Source organism: Bradyrhizobium hipponense, assembly GCF_008123965.1.
Lineage (GTDB): Bacteria > Pseudomonadota > Alphaproteobacteria > Rhizobiales > Xanthobacteraceae > Bradyrhizobium > Bradyrhizobium hipponense.
Map to the genome: position 1 here is coordinate 70273 of NZ_VSTH01000018.1, position 21772 is coordinate 92044.

The following is a 21772-nucleotide window of genomic DNA, read 5'->3' on the forward strand; positions in this document are numbered from 1 at the left end:
AACTCCAAAAATGGACTTGGACCGTCATTTCGCATTACAGTTGTCGAACTAATCCAAGATTGAGAAATTCAGGCTAAGTTCAAGAGCATGACGTCCGTTCGTCTCACTTTCCTGTCCGTCGCGGGGACCACCTTCGTTCTTCTCGCCGCGGCTACCTTCATTTTTGTCAACCCGCGCTCGCTTGTCCGGTCCGCAATCGAGGTTGGAACCTTCTCCTTCGACGGAAAGGAGCAGCCGCTCGAGTCGCCGGAACTGCTCGCCAAGCGTATACCGGCGGTCTATGTGCCGGCCGCTCTTGCGGTAATGGCGAAGACCGGAGCGCAACGATCGGCGCAAGACGCATTCCAGAACTCGTCGGCCGACAGCATCGGTCAGACCGTCAGCATCCAGACCATTGTCGACCCCGCCGCGGCCGACGAAGCCAAGGCGATCCATCAGAAGATCATCGATCAGATCTTGGAGGAGGAAGGCAGGCGCAACGACTTCGTGCGCGACGCCGCCGCCTTGCGGACGGTGCTGCTGAAGCAGATCAGCGATGGAGTGGATCAACAGATCGCTGCCTACGGCAAGTTGCTCGACCGCCTGGATGGACTCTTTCCCGAAACGGAGGGCGCGCTTCGCGCCAGACAGCTCGAACGGGGTTCGGAGCCCCAGCGCGCCGCGACGCAACCCGAAGGGGACAACAAGGCGAGCCCTGAATTTGACGGACGTCGCAAGGAAATAACGGGCTATCTGCAACTGCTGGGGGCCCTGAGCGAGGATCGTGCCCAATCCACCCACGATCTCACGGTGCTACGCGACCGGCACGATAGCCTTGCTTTGGCCCTCCTCGATGCACAGATCGCCGCGAGGGCGTTCAAGAGCACACGGATCATGCTCTCGCCCGAGGTCACCCCGCAACCGGTCGGCGCGAAGCGGCTCTCCCTCCTGTTCATCGCTGCGGTCGCCTCGATCCTGATCGCGTTTGGAGCGATCGCCTTTCTTCACGGCTTCGTCGTCAAGAACTCCTGACTGAACGGCCGGCCACGGTCTCGCGGCCACAATCTTCGCAGATGAGAGCGGCAAGTGAACGAAATCTCGAACCGCAGCCCCATCGAAGCCGACGCGAGCCGCAACGAGGGGCTGGGGCCGGTCTTCCTCATCTACCTGCACGTGGCCGCCTGCTTCGTCTCCATGGTCTATGTCGTGCAATATTATGCGCCGCTCATGCGCCTGACCGCCGCGAACAACGACAGGCTCTTGCTGGCCGCGCTGAGCGGCGCGCCCTTTGCGCTGCTCTCGATCCTATTCGCCATGTGCCGCTTCAGCTTCGGCTATGTCGTCGGCTTCTACCTGTTCACCATGTTGATTGGCTACCTCTGGCTGCTCCCCCTATCCACATTCTCTTACGATCATGCCGTGGCTTATGCCTCCGCATTCGCCTCGGGGATGGCGTTCCTCCTTCCCGCCATGCTGATGTCGATACCGGCCAGGCAGAGGTTTGTTTTGTCAGAGGTCGCCTTTCAAAGGCTGCTGACCTGCATCCTGGTGCTCGCCGCCGCAGCACTCGGAGTCGGCGCGCTCTACAATGTGCGGCTGGTCGGGATCTCTGAGATTTACAATTTTCGCAACCAGCTCGAATTTCCGACCTGGCTCTCGTATGGACTTGGGATCACCTCGAATGTCCTGCTGCCGTTCGCCTTTGCCTTCTTCGTCGTCGACGGCGCCAAGTGGCGGGCCGCCCTGTGCCTGCTGCTGCTGCTCATGTTCTATCCGATTACCCTGTCCAAGCTTTCCCTTTTTGCGCCGGTATGGCTGATCATTCTGGCGGTCGCGTCACGGTCCTTCTCGGCGAGAACCGCGGTGATACTGTCTCTGCTGGTGCCGATCCTGTTTGGCATATTGCTGGCCAGACTGCTCGATCTGAACGCCATCTCGTTTCAACAGTTCATCGCCTATTTCAGCCTGGTCAATTTCAGAATGATCGCGCTGACCTCCAGCGCCCTCGACTTCTACAACGACTTCTTTGCCCATCATGACCTGACCTGGTTCTGCCAGGTGAATGTCCTGAAACAATTCATTGACTGTCCCTACGGCAAGCCCCTCGCGCTTGTGATGCAGGACGCTTACAATGTGGGGAATTTCAACGCCTCACTGTTCGCAACCGAAGGCATCGCATCGGTCGGCGTCGTACTTGCGCCGCTCGCCGCCTTCATTTGCGGTTTGGTCGTGGCGCTCGGCAACTCCGCCTCTCCCGGCCTGCCATCGCGATTTATCCTGCTGTCGGCCGGCGTGCTCCCGCAGATCTTCCTCAACGTCTCCCTCACGATCGCGTTCGTAACCAACGGCGCTGCACTGCTTTTCATACTCTGGTACGTGACCCCCCGGTCACTGTTCGGCAAGCCGGCATGAAAGCCGCGGAACGTGCCCTCGGACCGACCGGGCCTTCGGCCTCGTGATTGCTTCGTAGCGAGGACGCCGGCTGCTGTTTTGGGTTCACCTCATCGTCTCCTGGCCGTCGCTGGCCTATGTGGCCCGGTTCTGTGGTTACACCGGAACGGTCGCCTTGGTGCCAGCATGGTTGCCCACAGCGGCCTTCGCGGATCGTGATTCAAACAGTCCATCCGCGCATGGCTGCAACGCGGGCTGGCGTTTGCGAGTCATAGGTTGGAGCCATATGTCCATCCTCGTGATATTGCGTGTTTCGCGCATCCCCCACGAGGCCCTTGCCCATGCTCCCGATTCCCGCCGACATCTTCACCGAGCCCGACGACGTCTCGCCCGACGGCCTTACCAATCTCGGGCCGCTGCGGCGTCTGGCCGGCGTCTGGCAGGCCGACAAGGGCATCGACATCAATCCGAAGGCGGAGGGGCCGGAGCGGCGGGTGTTCATCGAGCACATCCGGATGGACCCGATCGATCCGCAGGCCAACGGGCCGCAGCTGCTCTACGGGCTGCGCTATCACATCCACATCAATACGCCGGAGGAAGACATCACCTTCCACGATCAGGTCGGCTACTGGCTGTGGGAGCCCGCGACCGGGGTGATCATGCAGACGCTGGCAATTCCGCGCGGGCAGGTGTTGCTCGCGTCGGGCAAGGCTACGCCGGATGACAGAAAGATTTCCGTCACGGCCAAGCGCGGCGACACGGCCTACGGGATCTGCTCGACCGATTTTCTGGAACAAGCCTTCCGCACCGACAGTTACCGCTGCGACATCAGCTTCAACGATGATGGCAGCTGGACCTATCTGATCCAGACCGAGCTCTTTGTGAGAGGCGCGCCGTTCGACCATCGCGACACCAACACGCTCAAGCTCGTTGCGCCGCCCAAGCTCAACCCGCTGGCGGTGATCGTGAACGATCGCGCCAAGAGCGAAGGGAAGGCCAAGGAGAAGGGCGAAGGGAAGGGGCCGGCGGCCTGAGCAGCGGCTGCGGAGGATTGCATGAAACCCTACGTCATCTGCCTGATGGCCTCGAGTCTCGATGGCCGCACGCATCCGAGCCGCTGGCGGCCAAAGGGTACGGGCGCAGACTGGTTCGAGAAGATCCATGACGAGCTCGGCGGCGATGCCTGGGTGATCGGCCGTGTCACCGGCTCGGAGTTCGCCAAGGGCAAGCCGTATCCCGCAACGACCGAGACATTCCCGCGCCAAAACTGGTTCGCGCGGCGCGATGCGAATACTTATGGTGTCGTGCTCGACGCGCACGGCAAGATCGGCTGGGGCCGTTCGGACATCGGCGGCGATCCGATCGTCGTGGTGCTGACCGAAGGCGTGCCGGATTCGCATCTTGCAGGGCTGCGCGGCGAAGGCGTGTCCTACATCTTTGCCGGCAAGTCCGAGATCGACTCCGAGATCGACCTGGCACTGACGCTGGACGTCCTCAATCGCGAGCTCGGCGTGAAGCGCCTGCTGGTGGAGGGCGGCGGCGTTGCCAATGGCGCGTTCCTGCGCGCCGGCCTCATCGACGAATTCAACCTGATCCTCTGTCCCGCGGTGGACGGCGCCAGCGGCGCGCCTTTCGTATTCGACTCGACGGACGCCGACAGCGACCGGCGCGCTCCCCTTGCCGCGATGACGCTGGAGAGCACGCGGCAGCTCGGCGGCGGCGTGCTGCTGCTGCGCTATCTGATCCAGAACGAAGCGGGCCAGTAAAGCGCGGGCATGGCTGACAGGTCAGAGCACATCGTCATCGTCGGCGCCGGCGCGGCGGGGCTGATGGCGGCGCGCGAGCTCGCGCGTGCCGGCAGACGCGTCACCATCCTGGAGGCGCGCGACCGCTGCGGCGGGCGCATCCATCCGTTGCCCGCGGCGCTGTTCGGCTACGCCGCCGATGGCGGCGCCGAGTTCGTTCATGGCGAAGCGCCGGTCACGCGCGGCCTGATGCGCGAAGCAGGGCTATCTCTTCAGGAGATCGAAGGCACGCAATGGAGCTTTGACGGCACAAAGCTCTCGCGCGAGGACCGCGACGATCCGCATGAGGCCGAGCTGCAGGCGGCGCTGAGAGAGTTGAAGGACGACATCACCGTCGCCGATTTCCTGCGCCGCCATTTCGCCGGCAACGACTACGCGCGGATGCGGCATTCCATCGCGCGCATGGTCGAAGGCTACGACGCCGCCGATCCCGAGCGCGCCTCGACGCTGGCGCTGCGCGAGGAATGGATGGATGGCGGGCACGCTCCGCAGGGGCGCATCGTCGGCGGCTACGGCGCGCTGATCGATTTTCTGGCGGCCGAGTGCCGCAGGCACGGCGTTGCGATTCGTCCTGGTTGCGTGGTGTCGGCGGTCAAGCGGGCCGGCGGCGCGGTTTCCGTCCGCTGCACCGGCGGCGGTGTCCACGCCTGCGATCGTGTCATCCTCACCGTGCCGCTGCCGCTGCTGCGCGAGATCGCACTCCCGCAAGCTGCGCGCGATAAGGCGGCCGCCGCCGATCAGATCGGCTTCGGCAATGTCATCAAGATCATGCTGCGTTTCAAGCGGAACTGGTGGCGCGACCGGCGGGCCGAACTCGCGGACATGACCTTCCTGCTGTCGGACGAGATGATCCCGGTGTGGTGGACGCAGCGTCCCTTCGAGCAGCCCGTGCTCACCGGCTGGTTCGGCGGGCCGCGGACGGCGAAGCTTGCGACGCTGGATTCGCAGGCGCTGGTCGACGCCGGGCTCGATTCCCTCGCTGCAATCTTCGGCCTCTCACGCGAGGACATCGCGCGCGATGTCGTGGCGGCCGCAGCGACCAACTGGGCGCAGGATCCTTTCGCCCGCGGCGCCTATTCCTGGGCGACGCCGCAGACGCGCGCGGCGCAGGCGATCCTCGCCCGCACCGACGGCCCGGTGCTGTTCTCCGGCGAGGCGCTCTATCGCGGCCGCGACATGGGCACCGTCGAGGCGGCGCTGGCGAGCGGCTTGGAGACGGCGGGGACAATCATGCACGGATCATAAAAAGGCCCGCAGACTTGCGGGCCTTTCGGTGATCAGCGACAGCCCGTCTTACCAGCGTCCGCCGCCGAAGCCGAACGTCACGCTGGGGCCGCCGCCGTAATAGCCGTACGGCCCGCCGCCGTAATAGCCATGGCGCCGCGGATAATAGCCGTAGCTGCGGTAGCTGCGGTAGTACGGGCGATGGTAGCCGTAATGGCGCCAGTGATGGCGATATCCGTGGCCGTGATGGTACCTGTACTGCGCGCTGATGTCGGTTGATTGTCCGGCCGGCGCGTTCTGCTTGGCCTTTTCGCTGCCGGCCGCGTGAGCCGCGGATCCGCCGGCCAGCGCCGCAGCACCGACAGTCATCGCGACCAAGAGATACTTCATGTCGTCACTCCAGTTGAAACACCAAGCGACAACACATGGGGGCCCGGCGCGTTCCGGACAGAGGGGCGTCGAAACGACGCAGTAACAATTGCGGCTCGCGCGAAATGCTGAACGTCGCGAGAGTTATTGTCGCACCATCGATGTCACCGCGGTTCCGCCATCACCTCGCCGCGAATGCGGCGATCACATCATCCGTGGTCACGATGCGGGCGAACTCGCCGTTGAGGTTCGACAGCGTCATGGCGTGGATCTCCTCGGCGGAATACTTTTCGCCATCGGGCCCGACCCGATCGAACGTCCATGTCGCGTCGCGCACGAGGCGGGTGTCGAAGCCGAGATTGCCTGCCATCCGCGTCGTCGTCTCGACGCAATGATTGGTGGTGGCGCCGCAGATGACGATGGTCGCGATGCCGGCTGCGCGCAGCCGGCTCTCGAGGTCGGTGCCGATGAAGGCGCTGTTGACGTGCTTGACGACCACGGGCTCGCCAGGTGCTTCGCGCGCCTCGTCCTTGACCGCGTAACCGGAGCCTCCAGGGCGAAACGACGAGGTCGGCTTGGTGCCCTCGTGGCGGATGTGGAAGATCGGCGCGCCGTTTTGCCTGAATGCCGTCAACAGATCGGCGATGCGCGCCACCGCGTCGGGATTGTTGCGCCGCTTCCCCGCCGCCTCCCATTCATCGAACGCGCGCTGGACGTCAACGACGATGAGGGCGGGGAGAAATCGTGGGCTGGTCATGGAGGGGGATCTCGACGCTTGTTGAGCGGGATATGCGAGGCGATGACGACAACACGCAATGTCAATCTTCCCTCGTTTCGAGCCGCCATGACAGGTGCCATGACAGGTCCTGTAGCCTGGATGGAGCGTAAGCGTAATCCGGGGCCGCGGCATCCTCTGCGAGACTTTCCCGGATTACGCTGCGCTCCATCCGGGCTACAAGCCTTTACGGATGCGGATCGGGAAAGCCGTGGCGCTCGGAGAGTGCGGCGAGGATCGCATCCTTGTCGGCGATGAAGGTGCGGCCCCGATGGCTGCCGGTCTGGTGCGACGACGTCGCCCCGTCCGCCAGCACGAGCAGCGGCAGCGACTGGTTCGCCTCGCCGAGCAGCGCAATCACCGCCTGCCGCGGCCGCGGCCACGGGATGCGGTGGACGTCGAGCGTTGCGGCTAGCGCCGGAAACGAGGCGAGCACGCCTTCGATCAGCGCACAGTGCCAGCAATAGAATCGGCGGTTCGGAAAGGCCGGGTCTTCGAAACCGGGGCGCAGCAGAAACAAAACGTCGCGTGACATGGGTCTCTCCGAAGCATGGCCGGCAATTCGACGAGCAAACGATGACGTGACGAAAGGACGCCATGACTGGGTCGATCAGTCAACCATGCGGGAGAGGCAGAAGAGGCGCCGTACCTTTCGGCCTCTCAACTCGACGTGATCGGCGCGTCCATCGCACTTGATCCAGCGCAAGCTGCACGGCCGTTCGCCAATGCAATGTCGCCAGCGAAATTCGAACTGAAGATCGAGGCGAGACATGAAGGCGTATTTCATCGGCGGTGGCGTTGGGTCGCTCGCGGGCGCGGCGTTCCTGATTCGTGATGCGCAGCTGCCGGGGCGCAACATCGTGATCTACGAGGCGCAGCCGCTGCTGGGCGGCAGCCTCGACGGCGTCCAGCTTGCGAACGGCGCCTATTCGCTGCGCGGCGGCCGCATGCTCACCACCGATCATTACGAATGCACCTGGGACCTGCTATCGAGTATTCCTTCGCTCGAACGTGCCGGCATGAGCGTGCGCGAGGAGACCGTCGCGTTCAACCAGGAGAACCCCGCGCATTCCCGGGCGCGTCTGGTCGACCGCAACCGCTTCAAGGTCGATGTATCGACCATGGGGTTTTCCGCGCGCGACCGGCTCGAGTTGTTGCGGCTCACGGAGGCATCCGAGGGAAAGCTCGGTGCCAGCCGCATCACCGACTGGCTATCGCCCGGATTCTTCGAGTCCAATTTCTGGTACATGTGGCAAACCACCTTCGCCTTCCAGCCCTGGCACAGCGCGGTCGAGTTGAAGCGCTATTTGCACCGCTTCATGAACGAATTTCCGCGCATCGAGACGCTCGCGGGCGTCAAGCGCACGGCCTACAATCAGTATGACGCGATCGTGCGGCCGCTGACCGACTGGCTGAAGGAGCAGGGCGTGCAGTTCGTGCCGGGCACCCGCGTTACCGACATGGCGTTCGAGCGCGACGGCGAGCGCGTGCGCGTGCACCAACTCGTGCTCGATCGCGGCGGCCGCACCGCCAATGTCGGGATCGAGGATGGCGACCTCGTATTCTTCCAGAATGGCTCGATGACGGACGCATCGAGCCTCGGCAGCATGACCGAGCCGCCGCCGCGGCTGACCAAGGTCGACAGCCAGGGCTGGGCGCTCTGGGAAAAGATCGCCAGGGGCCGTCCCGAGTTCGGCAACCCCTCAGCGTTCAACGCCTCGATTCCGGAATCGTACTGGCTGTCCTTCACGGTGACCTGCCGTGACCCGCGCTTCTTCGACCGGATGGAAGCGTTCTCCGGCAACCGGGCTGGCACCGGCGGGCTCGTCACATTCAAGGATTCGAACTGGCTGATGTCGGTGGTGCTCTATCGGCAGCCGCATTTCGTCGGCCAGCCGGAGGGTGTCCAGGTGTTCTGGGGCTATGCGCTGCATCCGGACCGGGTCGGCAATTTCGTCGCGAGGCCAATGTCCGATTGCGGCGGCGCCGACATCCTGAAGGAGCTCTGCGGCCATCTGAACTTCGATGCGAGCGTGTTCGATGACGCGATCTGCGTTCCCTGCCGCATGCCCTACATCACCAGCATGTTCATGCCGCGGGCTGCGACCGACCGACCCCTGCCGGTGCCCCGGAATTCGGTCAATCTCGCCTTCGTCAGCCAGTTCGTCGAGATTCCCGACGATGTCGTCTTCACCGTCGAATATTCGGTGCGTGCGGCGCAGACTGCGGTCTACCAGCTCATGAAGATCGATCGCCCGATCCCTTCGGTGACCCGCCACGACAAATCGCTCGCGGTGATTTTTGCAACGCTGGAGAAGGCGTTCGCGTAATGGATGCCGCTATTTGAACGGATCCTGGATCGACGGCGCGGACTGCCGGATCCGGCGGACGCTGACCGGCCTGCCGTCGGAGACGAACAGCAGCTCGTACTTCCGGCCTTCGCTGTCGGTGGCCGAGCAGGTGACGTCCGAGACCTGCTTGGCGGCGAAATTGCCGGTCTGGCGGCAAGTTCCGGTGGAGGTCTGCTCGGCCGGTACCGGCAGACCGTCGATCTTGGGCCGGTTCTTGGAGTTGAGCAGCATGCGGTCGATCGGCAGCTCGTAGGAATTGTCGTCGGCCCGCTTGCCGTTCTCGCCCGAGAACGACACGACATGGTTGTCATCGCTGGGATCGTCGACGGCGACCGCGAAATTGACCCGTCCCTTGTCGCCATGGGCGTAGGCCACCGTCTTGCAGGCGAAGCTGCGACCGGCGACCTTCAGCGTCTTGCAGTGGCCGGACATCAGCGCCAGCAGGTCGACGAAGGGGTTATGCAGCACCGGATTGTTGACCGGAATCGGCGTGGAAGACCCGGCAAAACAAGGGCTTGCCAAGACGCTTGCCAAGGCTGTGATCGAGGCGACGAGGGCTGCTGCGAGGACCAGTCGGCAGAGGCGCATCGCGAGGTTCGTATGCCAGAGGACCACGGAACCGGGAAAGTTCCGTCCAACAACGATCGAGCCGTAAATTGGTCGCGGTCCCGTTTGTGTCACCAAGCCCGCCTGGAATACCACCGCGCCCACCTATCGGCGATTCGCCCGAATTGCCAATCTGTCTCGGCAAGCACTTGCCGTGACAGCCGTGTTTTTTTCGTGGCGGAGGCTGCCCAAGACCTACGCCCTTGCAAGTACTAGCCCATCGCCGCCTGCCAGCTCCTATCGCGCAGGGACGGGCGGCGGTGCAGGCGGGCATCGAGCAGGGCGCGGGCGCGCGGCAGCTCGCCGCTACGCATGAGGGCGACGATAAAAGTGTCTTCGATCAATTCACGCTGGGCGTGGCTGCCGCCGATGCGCACCACCTAGCTGAGGATGGGCGCGAGCGTATGCACGCAGGCCGCGTAATTCTCATCGGCAAAGGCTGCCAGGGCGCGGCAGATCGCGGGCACCACGGGGCCGGCCGGCTGCTTGCCATCGCCCAGCCGCTGCTCGATTACGGCAAGCCGCGCGGCGAGCGCCTCGCGGTTTTGCGTGGCCGCCGCGAACAGCGCCATGTGGACGTCGGCGAAGGGCAGGCCCGGCTTCGGAAACAGCCTTTGCGCGGCGGCGTCGGCGTCAAGCCACAGCGCCTTCGGCACGGCGTGGCCGTAAGCGGACAGGCGCCAGAGCAGCGAGGCGCCGTCGGTGATGACGTTGAGCGGCGGCGCCTGCGTGGCCGAGGGCTGAAGCACGTCGGCATAGATCGCCAGCGCCCGCGCGGCATCGCCATGCTCCAGCGCGCCGAGGGCCTGGTGCCATCGGATGTGGCCGTGCAGGATGCCGGCGCGGTCGTACGAAGGGATCCAGTCATCGACGAGGCGGTCGGCTTCGTCGATCGAGCCGTCCTCGAACATCGCATGCAACACGGCATGCGCGGCATGGGCGTTTTCGCGGCGCAGGCCAAAACCACGCTCGGTGACGCTGCGGCCGCGCGCGACATTGCCGTTCTCGGTCATCGCCCAGCCGTACAGGGTGAGGAACCACCAATCTTCGCCGTAGTGATGCGCGACCCTCTCGCACAACTCCTGCCGCGCGCGGTCGTGATCGGCCATGCCGGAGAAGGCGAACAGGCCGAACGCACCCAGCGGCAGCGACAGCACCACGGCATCGCGTGGCCAGCTCCCGACATGCTGTCGCATGGCCGCAATCGCATCGGGCAGCCGGCCCTCGATCGTCAGCGCCAGCGTCTCGACATGCGAGCGCTCGCGCTCAGTGCCGCGTTTGGCGACAAGCTCGCGCGCCAGCGCCGCCTTGCTTCGCGCCAGATCGCCCTGCTGGTAGAAGGCATGCACACGGGCGCGGGCAATGTGTGGAAGCGCGAAATCCGGATCGGCCGCAATGGCGCGCTCCAGCGTCTCCGCCGTGCCGGTCCAGCCTGCGAGCATCAGGTCGACGCCTTCGCGATAGGCCGATGCTGCCTCGTGCGAAGAGGTGGAGAGCGGCAGGCCATAGCGGTCTTCGAGGGCCATCGTCGTCTCCCGCTCTCACGCCGTTCGCGCGCGGCGTCCCTCGATCGGATAAGCCGGATCGTTATAGCCGGGCGTCGAGGGATGACCCGGCGTCACCAGGCGGTCGATCAGCGCCTCGTCATCGGCGGTGAAGCAGTAGTCGAGCGCGCGGATATAGTCATCCCACTGTGCCTCGGTGCGGGGACCGGCGATGACGGAAGAGACGAAGGCGGAGTTGAGCACCCAGGCGACGGCGAGCTGGCCGGCGGTGATGCCTTTCTTCTCGGCGTGGCTCTTGATCTCCTGCGCGAGCCTCAAGGATTCCGGCCGCCACTCCGTCTGCATCATGCGGGTGTCGTTGCGGCCGGCGCGCGTCTCCTTGTCCGGCGCTGCATCGGGACTGTATTTGCCGGTGAGCACGCCGCGCGCCAGCGGACTATAGGGCACGATGCCGAGGCCATAATAGGAGCAGGCCGGAAAGTGCTCGACCTCGGGCATGCGGTTCATCGCGTTGTAATACGGCTGGCTCGCCACCGGCCGGTCGATGCCGAGCCGGTCACAGATGTTGCAGATCTCTGCAACGCGCCAGGCGCGGTAGTTCGAGACGCCGAAATAGCGGATCTTGCCGGCGCGGATCAAATCGCCCATAGCGCGGACCGTCTCCTCCAGCGGCGTCGCGTGGTCCTCCTTGTGCAGGTAGTAGATGTCGATGTGGTCGGTGCCGAGCCGCGTCAGGCTCTCGTCCGCCGCCTGCAACACCCAGCGCCGCGACAGCCCGCCGCGATTGGGGTCGTTGCCCATTTCTTTATTCATGGGATTGGCGAGCTTGGTCGCGAGCACCCAGGCGTGCCGGTTGGTAGCGATGGCGCGGCCGACGACCTCTTCGGATGCGCCTTTCGAATAGGCATCCGCCGTGTCGATGAAGTTGATGCCGGCTTCGCGTGCGTTGGCAATGATGCGCTGTGAGGCGGCTTCATCTGTGGGACCGCCGAACATCATGGTGCCGAGACAGATCGGCGATACCTTCAGGCCGCTGCGGCCGAGCTGGCGGTAGTGCATGGACGATCCTCGATGGTTCGATGGGCGGTAGCATATCCACCTAGCTCCGTCATTGCGAGCGCAGCGAAGCAATCCAGAAATGCGTCCGCGGAAAGATTCTGGATTGCGTCGCTGCGCTCGCAATGACGAGGTCGCGGAAGCGCCGTCGTTGCAACGCCGGACGAAGGAGGGCGCGGCGCTACTCCGGTCCCTTCAAGATCTTGAACACGCCGTTTGCCATCACGACGCAGCGGTCATCCACATTGACCTCGGTGCTCATGAAAATCAGGCTGCGCGTCGTGCGCACCACGCGGGGGCGGGAGATCAGGATGTCGCCGATCTTGCCGGCCTCGACGAAATGGGTGTCGAGCTGCACGGTCGCCATGTATTGCTTGCCGGTCTCGTAGCGGGCGGTCATGCCGCAGGTGCGGTCGGCGAAGGTCATCATTACGCCGCCCTGAACCATGCCGCGGCGGTTGTGGTGCTTGTCCTCGGTCGCCAGTGCGAATTCGTAATGGCCGTCAACCTTGCGCTCCCAGAGCGGACCGATCAGGTGCATGAAGCCTGTGGTCTCGAGGATGGTCCAGCCGTCTGATTTAAGCTTCGCGGCGGTCTTGTCGATCATCTCAAGGTCCATCCCTGCACGCACATCTCTCTTCGTTTCATCAAGCGCGGTCCTGGTGTAGTCAAGCATGATGAGACCTTTCGACGATGCCACCAGACGGAATATCGCAGATGCCTGTGCGGCATTCGCGCGGCTGCCTGACGCGGCCGAACCGTCGACGCTGAAGCGCGCTGCGGTGGTGCTTGCGCTGACTGCATCCGGTGACGGCGACGACACCGCCTTCCTGCTCACGCTGCGCGCATCACATCTGCGCGCTCATCGCGGTCAGTGGGCCCTGCCAGGCGGCCGCTGCGATGCCGGAGAGACGCCGGTCGAGGCGGGGCTGCGCGAGCTCGACGAGGAGCTTGCGCTCAAGCTCACGACCAACGACGTGCTCGGCCTGCTCGACGACTACCCGACCCGCTCCGGCTATCTGGTCACGCCGGTCGTGGTCTGGGCCGCCGACGGCGCCACGATCCGGCCCAACCCGGATGAGGTTGCCTCCGTCCATCGCATCGGGCTCGCGACGATCGAACGCGATGACGCCTTCGACTTCGTCGCCATCCCCGAAAGCGCGCGCCGCGTGGTCCGCTTCCATCATCAAGGGAGTCTGATCCACGCTCCGACGGCAGCTCTGATTTATCAGTTCCGCGAGGTGCTGGCGGGGCGGCCGACCCGCGTGACCGAGCTGGAACAGCCGGTGTTCGCCTGGAAGTGACGATGGTAAACGGCGCGTTAACGTGACGGTTACCGGATGCCTGCTACAAGTGCGGCATGCATCACATCCCGATTCGACGCGCCCTGACACTGGTTCCACTTGCGCTCGTCCTGCTCGCGCCGGCGGCGCGAGGCGGCGACGCCGACGCGCTGCCGCTCGTCCTCAGGAACGCGATGGCGCAAGCCTCGCCACAGGCAATCGCGGACTATCGCCGCAAGCTCGCCGAGTACCAGGAGGCGCGCGCCGCCTTTGATGCCGAGGCCGGCGCCTATTGGAGCCAGATCTCGGAGAAGCGGCGCGGCCGTAATGCCAAGCGGCGCAGCGGACAGCAGGTCACGCTCGACGATTACGTGCTAGAGCACCCGCCGCTCTATACCGGGCCGAAGCGGCCGGTGAACCCGGAGCCGGAGGAAACGCCGGAGCGCCCCGTGCGAAAGCCTATCCCCGTGGTCGCCGATCTCCTGCGCGCGGCGCAGGAGCTCTACGAGTTCATTCCACAGCGGCCGGCGTCCGAGCTCGAGTTCAAGCGTGTCTACGCCCGCTACGCGCTGGCTTCAGGGCTGACGCGCGAGCAGGCGGTGCGGGTCTATGCATTCGAGACCGGCGGTACCGGCAGCTACGACGTGCAGGCGGGAATTGAACATGGCGGCAAGCGTGCGATCTCGACCGCGATGGGCTACAACCAGCTGCTGACCACCAATAGCGTCGAGCTGCTCGCCGAACAGGGCCATGAATTCATCCGCGCGCTGAGCGAGAAGGTGGCGCGAACCCCAGGGCCGGCCCGCAAGACGCTGGAGCACAAGCTCGGCGTTCTGAAGGGCATGGTGGCGCATGCGAAGTCGGTGCCGGATACCTGGTCGGAGCACGAGAAGATCGGCAACACCGCACAGGGCTGGGCCATGCATGCGATGGTACTCGACATCGATGTCGGCCCGATGCTGCAGACCCACAAGCTCTTGACCTCAGTGCTGTTCGCGCGCGCCAAGGGCTACACCCGTCCGCTCACCGCGGCCGAGCTCGAGATGATGAATCTCACCGGCGACGGTACCGGGCTCGACATGGTGACGATGCCGCAGGCGATGCGCGAGCAGGTGCCGACCTCGAACTTCTTCCAGCGCGGCGGCTATGAGCGCAACCCGGTCGCGATCCGCCACAACACGGTGGCGAAGTTGCTCGCGATAACCGATGCGCGGATGGACAGCAACGGCAACAATGCCGGTGCGCGGGAGCTGGCGGGGGCGTTTTAAAGGCACCGTCGTCCCGGACAAGCGCGCCTAAGGCGCGCGCAGATCCGGGACCCATAGCCACGGGATGTGGTTTGGCGAAGACTCGGTAACGCAAATCTCACGTCCCAATGTCTTCCGCTGGATATAGGTCCCGGATCAGCGCTCCGCTTCGCTCGCTTGTCCGGGACGACACCGAGCACGAGGTGCCGTCGCCGGACCCCTTACTGATCCGACCCGAACTTGAACTTGCCATCGCCTTCGAGATAAGGGCCGGTGCGCATGTAGAGCTGGCCGTTGTGGCCGATGAAGAACAGCGTGCCGCGGGGCACCTTCTTGGCGCCCTTTAAAAGTTCGCCGGCATTGCTGGTGCCCATCTTGTAGGAAAAGGTCTTGCCATCCTTGTCATAGGCGTAGCCCATGTCAGGCTTGAGATCCCACGGCATTGCCGCGGTCTGCGCGAGTGCGGGCGCAGCGAACGCGCCCAGCACGATTACCAGTGCAAATGTCTTCGTTGAAAATGCCATCATCCATCCTCCCCGCCATGGGGCGCCTGAACAAATCACGAACGCTATTTCGGGTCAATTTGCGAAAGCGCCGCAGCGCATCACGTCTTGCCCAGCAGCTTGTGATTTTCCCTTCGCCCCCTCACGACTATGGTCCGCTTTCCGTCTAGAACGCAATTCGACAAAAATATTGGTGGGGATGATTCGGATGAACCATGTCGTGAAAGCCTGCGGGGCCGCCGCACTGTTGCTGACGGCGCTGGCGCCGGCCGCCCGGGCTGATGATTACCAGCTCAGCCACAACCAGCGGATTTCGTGCAGCCGCGGCCTTGCCCCGGGCAAGCTGAACACAGCGACCTGTAAATCCTACACCTACCTCTTCAACACCAAGACCTCGGATTATTTCCGCTGCCAGGTCTCGCTGGCACTGACCCGCGACAACAAGGAAGTCATCAACGTCCAGACCGACGGCGGCTGCACCAAGAAGCCGCGCATCTTCGAGACCGACGGTCATTACGATTTCGACGCCACCGAGACCGAGCCGCCGAACACCAATTCGTTCTTCGGTCCCGGCGGCTACTCGGTCTGGGCCGCGGACGTGACCGCACAGAAGGTGCGCGGCTGCATCATCATCTCCTCCGGCCTCGGCTCCGACATCTCCAAGTGCCTGGACATGACCTTCCAGTGAAGGTGCGCTCACGCGTGATGGGGCCAAGCCCATCGTTGCCTCGTAAAAGGTGCGCTCCCTCCCCCGCTTGCGGGGGAGGGGTTGGGGAGAGGGTGCCTCCACAATGGGACAATCCCCTAGAGGACAGAACCCTCACCCGCGCCTTCGGCGCGACCCGCACGCGGGAGAGGTGACCGAGCCTGCCGCGCCAGCGAAGAGCCTCACCTAATTCGCCTCGGCTGCGCCACGTCGCCGCACCTGCCCGGTTCCCCAAAAATCGAGCCGCGCCAGCCGTTTACCGCATCCCTTTTTGGCCTATTGGATGGGTTGACCCGGCCCTCTCATCCGGCCAATTTCCCCGCCGGTTTGGGGAGTATAAAAATCATGAAACGGACCTTTTTCGGCGTGGCCGCGGCTGTTGCTCTGGCGGCGTCGGCACCTTGCGCGCAGGCGCAATCCTTCATCAACGTGCTGACCGGCGGCACCTCCGGCGTCTACTATCCGCTCGGGGTTGCGATCGGGAAAATCTACGGCGACAAGATTCCGAACGTGAAGACGCAGGTGCAGGCCACCAAGGCGTCGGTCGAGAACCTCATCCTGCTGCAGCAGGGCCGCGGCGAGCTGGCATTCACGCTGGGCGATTCGCTCAAGGCCGCCTGGGACGGCGAGGAGGAGGCGGGCTTCAAGACCAAGCTCGACAAGCTGCGCACCATCGGCGCGATCTATCCGAACTACATCCAGATCGTCGCGACCGCCGAGTCCGGCATCAAGACGCTCGCGGACCTCAAGGGCAAGAGCCTCTCGGTCGGCGCGCCGAAATCCGGCACGGAGCTGAACTCGCGCGCGATCCTCGCCGCCGCCGGCATGAGCTACAAGGACCTCGGCAAGGTCGAGTACCTGCCGTTCGCCGAATCCGTGGACCTCATGAAGAACCGTCAGCTTGGCGCGACGCTGCAATCGGCCGGGCTCGGCGTGGCCTCGCTGAAGGATCTCTCGACCTCAAGCCCAATCACGGTGGTCTCGGTGCCGAAGGAAACCGTCGACAAGATCGGCCCGCCCTTCATCGCGGCGACCATTCCCGCCAGCACCTATACCGGGCAGGACAAGGACGTGCCGACCGCGGCCGTGATCAACTATCTCGTCACCAGCTCGGCGGTGTCGGACGATCTCGCCTATCAGATGACCAAGCTGGTCTACGAGTCGCTTCCGGAATTGCAGAACGCCCATGCCGCGGGCAAGGAGATCAAGCTCGAGACGGCGGCCAGTGGCAGCCCGGTTCCGCTGCACCCCGGCGCGATCCGCTACTACAAGGAAAAGGGGCTGATCAAGTAGATCGGCTCTCGCAATCGGTCGTCATGGCCGGGCTTGTCCCGGCCATCCACGTTCTAAGGCCAGGTGAGAAAGATCGTGGATGCCCGGGACAAGCCCGGGCATGACGGTTTGGAGATGCTGTGCCAATTCGATAAGCGCTTGGGGACGAGTTGAAATGCTGGAAAAGGCAGAAGGCACCGAAGCGCCGATCAAGGTCGAGTTCGACAATTTCGAGCACGGCTTTCCGGAGGGTTTTGGTCCGGGTTGGTGGGGTCATCCCGCCTACTGGATCGGCATCGCCTTCGCGACCTTCCAGCTCTATGTCGCCGCCTTCAACTATCTGCCCAGCCAGGTCGTGCGCGGCGTCCATGTCGGCTTTCTCATTCTCCTCACCTTCGGCCTGATCGGCAATTTCACCGCCAAAAGCGATTTTGGCCGCGCGCTCGGCTGGCTGATCGGCGGCGCCGGATTTGTCTGCGGGCTCTATCAGTGGATTTTCTACGCCGATCTGATCGCGCGTGACGGCGATCCGACGCGGCTCGATCTCGTAGTCGGCACGCTGCTTGCGGTCCTGATCTTCGAGGGCACGCGGCGGCTGATGGGTGCGGCGCTGCCGCTGATGTGCGGCGCCTGTCTGGTCTACTGGTTCTTCGGCCAGTATTTGCCGTCGCCGCTCAACCATCGCGGCTATGATTTCGACCAGATCATCACGCATCTGTCGTTCGGCACCGAAGGCTTCTACGGCGTGCCGATCTACGTCTCGGCGACCTATATCTTCCTGTTCATCCTGTTCGGCTCGTTCCTGGAGCGCGCCGGCATGATCCAGCTCTTCACCGACGTCTCGCTCGGGCTGTTCGGCCGCACCCGCGGCGGTCCGGCCAAGGTCGCGGTGTTCGCATCGGGCATGATGGGCACGATCTCCGGCTCCGGCGTCGCCAATGTCGTCACCGTCGGCCAGTTCACGATTCCGCTGATGATCAGGTTCGGCTACCGCCGCGCGTTTGCAGCCGGCGTCGAGGCCACGGCGTCGATGGGCGGGCAGATCATGCCGCCGGTGATGGGCGCGGTCGCCTTCATCATGGCGGAGACGCTAGGCGTCCAGTACTCGGAAATCGTCAAGGCGGCGGCGATCCCCGCGGTGCTCTATTTCGCCTCCGCGTTCTGGATGGTGCATCTGGAAGCCGGCAAGCATGGCCTCACCGGCATGAAGCGCTCGGAAATCCCAAGCGCCTGGAAGGCGCTGGTGACGCGCTGGTATCTCGTGCTGCCGCTCGCGGCGCTGGTCTTCATGCTGTTCGAAGGTTTTACGCCGCTCTATGCCGGCAGCATGGGCCTCGCCCTGACGGTGGCGTTGATTCTGGGCGCCCGCATCACGGCGGGCGTCTCCCACACGGCGATCCGCTACATCTTCTGGATCGGGCTCGCGCTCGTCGTCGCCGCGCTGTCACGTGATGGCCTCCAGATCGTGCCGGTCGCTGGCATCGTCGTTGCCTTGATCGTCATCACCGCGTTCGTACGCGGCGGGTTTGCCGCCCTGCGCGCTTGCCGCGATGCGCTGGCCGAAAGCGCCAAGTCCGCCATCACCGTCGGCATGGCATGCGCCATTGTCGGCGTCATCATCGGCATGATGTCGCAGACCGGCGTCGGCACCATCTTCGGCGGCTGGGTGATCGGTCTTGGCGAGAAGAGCCTGTTCCTGGCGCTGATCATGACGATGCTGCTGTCGATCTTGCTCGGCACCGGCATCCCGACGATCCCAACCTACATCATCACTGCCGCGCTTGCTGCGCCTGCGCTGGCAAAGCTCGGCGTGCCCCTGATCGCCAGCCACATGTTCGCGTTCTATTACGGCATCATGGCCGACCTCTCGCCGCCGGTGGCGCTGGCCGCGCTCGCGGCGGCGCCGATCGCGAAGGAGAATCCGGACAAGATCGGCTGGGAGGCGATGCGCATCGCGCTCGCCGGCTATGTCATTCCCTTCATCTTCGTCTATTCGCCGGCTTTGATGCTGCAAGCCGGCGATCCCATGGCGGCAAAGCTCGGCTTCTACGGTGCGGTGGCGCTCGCGAGCCTCAAGGCGCTGGTGGCAATCGCGCTGTTCGGCATGGTCGCGATCGGCTTCCTGTTCACGCGCCTGACGCTGCTCGAACGCGTGGTCGCGCTCGGCGCCGCGTTATGCCTGCTCGGCGATTTTCCATTCAGCGACGCCGTGGGCTTCGTGCTCGCCGCCACGCTGGTGCTGTGGCAATGGCGGCAGCGTCCACCGACGCCGGTCGAGGCGATGTGAGCCTCTGCTTCGCAACAGCGGGAGGTGTGAAGGCGCTGGCGCTTTCCGCGTTCACGCTGGTGTGGACGCACTCGATCGAGAAGGTCGACTGGCAGGAGGATTGGCGCGTCACACCGGCCGGCCTCGAGCTCGTGCAGGCGCGGGTGAAGGGCACCGGCGCCGGCATGGAGCCACCGCCCGAAGCGCGGCTTGTCGACGGCTGGTTTCAATGGCAGCCGAAGCGCGGTCCGATGCAGGAGGTCGTGCTTGGCAATTCCGGTGCGGCCGGTGAATGGCGGCTATGTCATGACGGCGCGTGCCGGACGCTGTCGGAGATTGTCGGCCATCCCATCGGTGCTAACGTCACCACGATGAAAGTTTGTAACGATCCGTAGCCCGGATGGAGCAAAGCGTAATCCGAGGACAGTCGCCCCGGATTACGCTGCGCTCCATCCGGGCTACAATTAATAATGACCAGGGAGAAACGCGATGGATCGGCTCAAGGGCAAGGTTGCGATGGTGGTGGGAGCCGGCTCGATCGGACCGGGCTGGGGCAACGGCAAGGCCACCGCGGCGACCTTTGCGCGCGAGGGCGCGCAGGTGTTTTGCGTCGATCGCAATGGTGCCGCGGCTGAGGAGACCGCGAAGATCATCGCGGACGAGGGCGGCAAGGCGACCGCCTTCACGGCCGATGTCTCGCGCGCGAGCGAGGTCGAGGCGATGGTCGCGGCGTGTCTCAAAGCTTACGGCCGCATCGACGTGCTCGACAACAATGTCGGCATTGCCGAGATGGGCAGCGTGGTCGAGGTGACCGAAGAGAGCTGGGACCGCGTCTTCAGCGTCAACCTCAAGAGCGCCTATTTCGCCATGAAGCACGTCATCCCAGTCATGGTGAAGCAGGGCGGCGGCTCGATCATCAACATCTCCTCGATTGCCTCGATCCGCCACATGGGCATCTCCTACGTCACCTACGGCACCTCGAAGGCGGCGATGAACCAGATGACGCGCACCACCGCGATCGAGTTCGCGCGCCATCATGTGCGCGTCAATGCGATCCTGCCCGGCCTGATGAAGACGCCGATGGTCGCACATTCCGCCGGCCTCGCCGCCAGCTACGCCAAGGGCGACGTCGAAGCGATGTGGCGCGCCCGCGACGCGCAGGTGCCGATGGGCCACATGGGCGATGCCTGGGACGTCGCCAATGCGGCGCTGTTCCTGGCGTCGGACGAGTCCAAATACGTGACGGGCATCGAACTCGTCGTGGACGGCGGGATTACGTGCAAGGCGGGGGCGTAATCTCCGCACAGACCGCTGTCGTCCCTGACAAGCGCGCCCAAAGCGCGCGCCGATCCGGGACTCATAACCATGTGGCGGAGTTGTTTTGCTAGCCGGTAACTCCGAGTCTTCGTAACCACATCAGCCTGTGGTTATGGGTCCCGGATCTGCGCTCTGCTTCGCTCGCTTGTCCGGGACGACGGCGGAGCTTGTGGTGCTCACTGCGCCAGCGCCAGAATCCCGCCGGCGAAGGAATGCCACGCCGCCGTCTCGCTGATCGGCCAGTTCAGCACCTTCACCAACAGCATCGCCAGCGTGCCGTAGATGTAGACCGGATGCACTCGGCCTTCGGTGCGCCAGTCGCGCACCATGGCGACGACGAGCAGCAGCGAGGCGACGACGGCCGGCGCGATGGTCACGGGCACCGGCGGCGGACCGGGCGGTCCGGGAGGCGCGAGGAAGGTCAGGAACCAGCGCGCGATCGCGGCGTCGAGGATCGAGACCGCGGCGAGCAGCATCAGGCGCTTGTGAATTTCGGGCTTTCGCGTGTTCATGATCGCGAGCATGAACACCACGGCGAAGAACGCGATCCCGCTCATAGGCACGATAGAGAAGGCGATGCCGGCTTCTTTTTGCCCGAGCGCGGCGGAATGCTGCATCACATGCACTGAGGCGAGGAAGCCGAAGATCGTCATCGCGGTCGCGAGCGACACGCCGGCGATGCCGAGCGAACGGTGATTGGCCACGCGGCCCGAGGCAGCCAGCCAGGTCTGGAGCACGAAATAGAGGGTCCAGGTAAAGAACAAGAGTCCGTGAAAATGGATCACCGGGCTGGTGGAGAATGTCCGGTTGACGAGCGGCACCCAATAGGTCGGTGCGAAGCCGAGAAACGCGGTGGCCGCGCAGGCCAGCGCCATATGGAGATAAAAATATCGTGCAGGCGACGCATCACGCGCGCGTACACGACGGTCGTCAATCAGGGTCGTCATGAGGGATGAGTCTGGGGAGGTGGCATTTGGTTCAATGTTGTTCGCGGTGCAATGGGCTGCTGCCCCAATCCCGGCCGTCGTCCCGGACAAGCGTAAGCGCAGATCCGGGACCCATAACCACAGGCCGCTGCAATGGGCACTCTGGTTGCTCCAGCCTGCTTCAAATGGAC

Annotated in this window: 21 protein-coding genes and 1 pseudogene; 13 read left to right on the plus strand and 9 right to left on the minus strand. The window is 64.3% G+C overall.

What is annotated here, in order from left to right:
- Positions 1-303: 303 nt before the first annotated feature.
- From FXV83_RS05640 to FXV83_RS05660, 5 genes are all read left to right on the plus strand, one after another.
- Entirely contained in the window at positions 304-1011 is a 708-nt protein-coding gene (locus tag FXV83_RS05640) for a hypothetical protein (protein ID WP_148738214.1), read from the plus strand.
- A 54-nt stretch (positions 1012-1065) separates the two neighbouring features.
- Positions 1066-2391: a hypothetical protein gene (locus tag FXV83_RS05645; protein ID WP_148738215.1), complete on the plus strand. Its 1326-nt coding sequence runs from the start codon at positions 1066-1068 to the stop codon at positions 2389-2391.
- Between the two features lie 320 nt (positions 2392-2711).
- Positions 2712-3404 (plus strand): FABP family protein, encoded by a 693-nt coding sequence (locus FXV83_RS05650; RefSeq protein ID WP_148738216.1) that lies wholly within the window; start codon positions 2712-2714, stop codon positions 3402-3404.
- Positions 3405-3425: 21 nt separating this feature from the next.
- On the plus strand, positions 3426-4136 hold the full coding sequence (locus tag FXV83_RS05655) for a RibD family protein (RefSeq protein WP_148738217.1): 711 nt from the start codon (positions 3426-3428) through the stop codon (positions 4134-4136).
- Positions 4137-4145: 9 nt separating this feature from the next.
- The gene (locus tag FXV83_RS05660) at positions 4146-5420 is read left to right on the plus strand and encodes a flavin monoamine oxidase family protein (RefSeq protein ID WP_148738218.1); all 1275 of its coding nucleotides are present in this window, start codon (positions 4146-4148) and stop codon (positions 5418-5420) included.
- A 48-nt stretch (positions 5421-5468) separates the two neighbouring features.
- Here FXV83_RS05660 and FXV83_RS05665 read toward each other — a convergent pair whose 3' ends face one another.
- From FXV83_RS05665 to FXV83_RS05675, 3 genes are all read right to left on the minus strand, one after another.
- On the minus strand, positions 5469-5789 hold the full coding sequence (locus FXV83_RS05665; RefSeq protein ID WP_148738219.1) for a hypothetical protein: 321 nt from the start codon (positions 5787-5789) through the stop codon (positions 5469-5471).
- A gap of 160 nt (positions 5790-5949) precedes the next feature.
- Positions 5950-6525, minus strand: a complete 576-nt coding sequence (locus FXV83_RS05670) for a cysteine hydrolase family protein (protein WP_148738220.1) — start codon at positions 6523-6525, stop codon at positions 5950-5952.
- A 205-nt stretch (positions 6526-6730) separates the two neighbouring features.
- Positions 6731-7078: a DUF3088 domain-containing protein gene (locus tag FXV83_RS05675; RefSeq protein WP_148738221.1), complete on the minus strand. Its 348-nt coding sequence runs from the start codon at positions 7076-7078 to the stop codon at positions 6731-6733.
- A 235-nt stretch (positions 7079-7313) separates the two neighbouring features.
- Here FXV83_RS05675 and FXV83_RS05680 point away from each other — a divergent pair, with 235 nt between their 5' ends.
- Entirely contained in the window at positions 7314-8873 is a 1560-nt protein-coding gene (locus FXV83_RS05680) for an oleate hydratase (RefSeq protein ID WP_148738222.1), read from the plus strand.
- 9 nt (positions 8874-8882) lie between these two features.
- On the opposite strand, the gene FXV83_RS05685 is transcribed toward FXV83_RS05680, so the two are convergent.
- The 4 genes and pseudogenes from FXV83_RS05685 to FXV83_RS05700 all read right to left on the minus strand — a co-directional run bounded on the left by FXV83_RS05685 (position 8883) and on the right by FXV83_RS05700 (position 12668).
- Positions 8883-9482, minus strand: coding sequence for a hypothetical protein (locus FXV83_RS05685; protein ID WP_148738223.1), 600 nt, complete (start codon positions 9480-9482; stop codon positions 8883-8885).
- Positions 9483-9712: 230 nt separating this feature from the next.
- A pseudogene (locus tag FXV83_RS05690) lies at positions 9713-11026 on the minus strand (tetratricopeptide repeat protein).
- A gap of 15 nt (positions 11027-11041) precedes the next feature.
- Positions 11042-12064, minus strand: a complete 1023-nt coding sequence (locus tag FXV83_RS05695) for an aldo/keto reductase (RefSeq protein WP_187435681.1) — start codon at positions 12062-12064, stop codon at positions 11042-11044.
- A gap of 178 nt (positions 12065-12242) precedes the next feature.
- Positions 12243-12668 carry a PaaI family thioesterase gene (locus FXV83_RS05700; RefSeq protein WP_235939316.1) on the minus strand — a complete coding sequence of 142 codons (426 nt, stop codon included), beginning with the start codon at positions 12666-12668 and terminating at the stop codon, positions 12243-12245.
- Between the two features lie 67 nt (positions 12669-12735).
- Here FXV83_RS05700 and FXV83_RS05705 point away from each other — a divergent pair, with 67 nt between their 5' ends.
- Positions 12736-13365, plus strand: coding sequence for an NUDIX hydrolase (locus FXV83_RS05705; protein ID WP_148738225.1), 630 nt, complete (start codon positions 12736-12738; stop codon positions 13363-13365).
- A gap of 56 nt (positions 13366-13421) precedes the next feature.
- Positions 13422-14612: a hypothetical protein gene (locus FXV83_RS05710; RefSeq protein ID WP_148738226.1), complete on the plus strand. Its 1191-nt coding sequence runs from the start codon at positions 13422-13424 to the stop codon at positions 14610-14612.
- 200 nt (positions 14613-14812) lie between these two features.
- Here the strand turns inward: FXV83_RS05710 and FXV83_RS05715 are convergent, their stop codons facing one another.
- On the minus strand, positions 14813-15115 hold the full coding sequence (locus FXV83_RS05715; RefSeq protein WP_148738314.1) for a hypothetical protein: 303 nt from the start codon (positions 15113-15115) through the stop codon (positions 14813-14815).
- A 187-nt stretch (positions 15116-15302) separates the two neighbouring features.
- Here FXV83_RS05715 and FXV83_RS05720 point away from each other — a divergent pair, with 187 nt between their 5' ends.
- The 5 genes from FXV83_RS05720 (at position 15303) to FXV83_RS05740 (ending at position 20634) form a co-directional block, all read left to right on the plus strand.
- Entirely contained in the window at positions 15303-15782 is a 480-nt protein-coding gene (locus tag FXV83_RS05720; RefSeq protein ID WP_148738227.1) for a hypothetical protein, read from the plus strand.
- A gap of 363 nt (positions 15783-16145) precedes the next feature.
- On the plus strand, positions 16146-17093 hold the full coding sequence (locus tag FXV83_RS05725; protein WP_148738228.1) for a TAXI family TRAP transporter solute-binding subunit: 948 nt from the start codon (positions 16146-16148) through the stop codon (positions 17091-17093).
- A gap of 154 nt (positions 17094-17247) precedes the next feature.
- The gene (locus FXV83_RS05730) at positions 17248-19359 is read left to right on the plus strand and encodes a TRAP transporter permease (protein ID WP_187435682.1); all 2112 of its coding nucleotides are present in this window, start codon (positions 17248-17250) and stop codon (positions 19357-19359) included.
- On the plus strand, positions 19320-19733 hold the full coding sequence (locus tag FXV83_RS05735) for a DUF1850 domain-containing protein (RefSeq protein WP_148738229.1): 414 nt from the start codon (positions 19320-19322) through the stop codon (positions 19731-19733). Before FXV83_RS05730 ends, FXV83_RS05735 begins: the two co-directional genes overlap by 40 nt.
- Positions 19734-19827: 94 nt before the next feature.
- Entirely contained in the window at positions 19828-20634 is an 807-nt protein-coding gene (locus FXV83_RS05740; protein ID WP_148738230.1) for an SDR family NAD(P)-dependent oxidoreductase, read from the plus strand.
- A gap of 197 nt (positions 20635-20831) precedes the next feature.
- Here FXV83_RS05740 and FXV83_RS05745 read toward each other — a convergent pair whose 3' ends face one another.
- Positions 20832-21602 (minus strand): hypothetical protein, encoded by a 771-nt coding sequence (locus FXV83_RS05745; protein ID WP_148738231.1) that lies wholly within the window; start codon positions 21600-21602, stop codon positions 20832-20834.
- Positions 21603-21772: the final 170 nt, after the last annotated feature.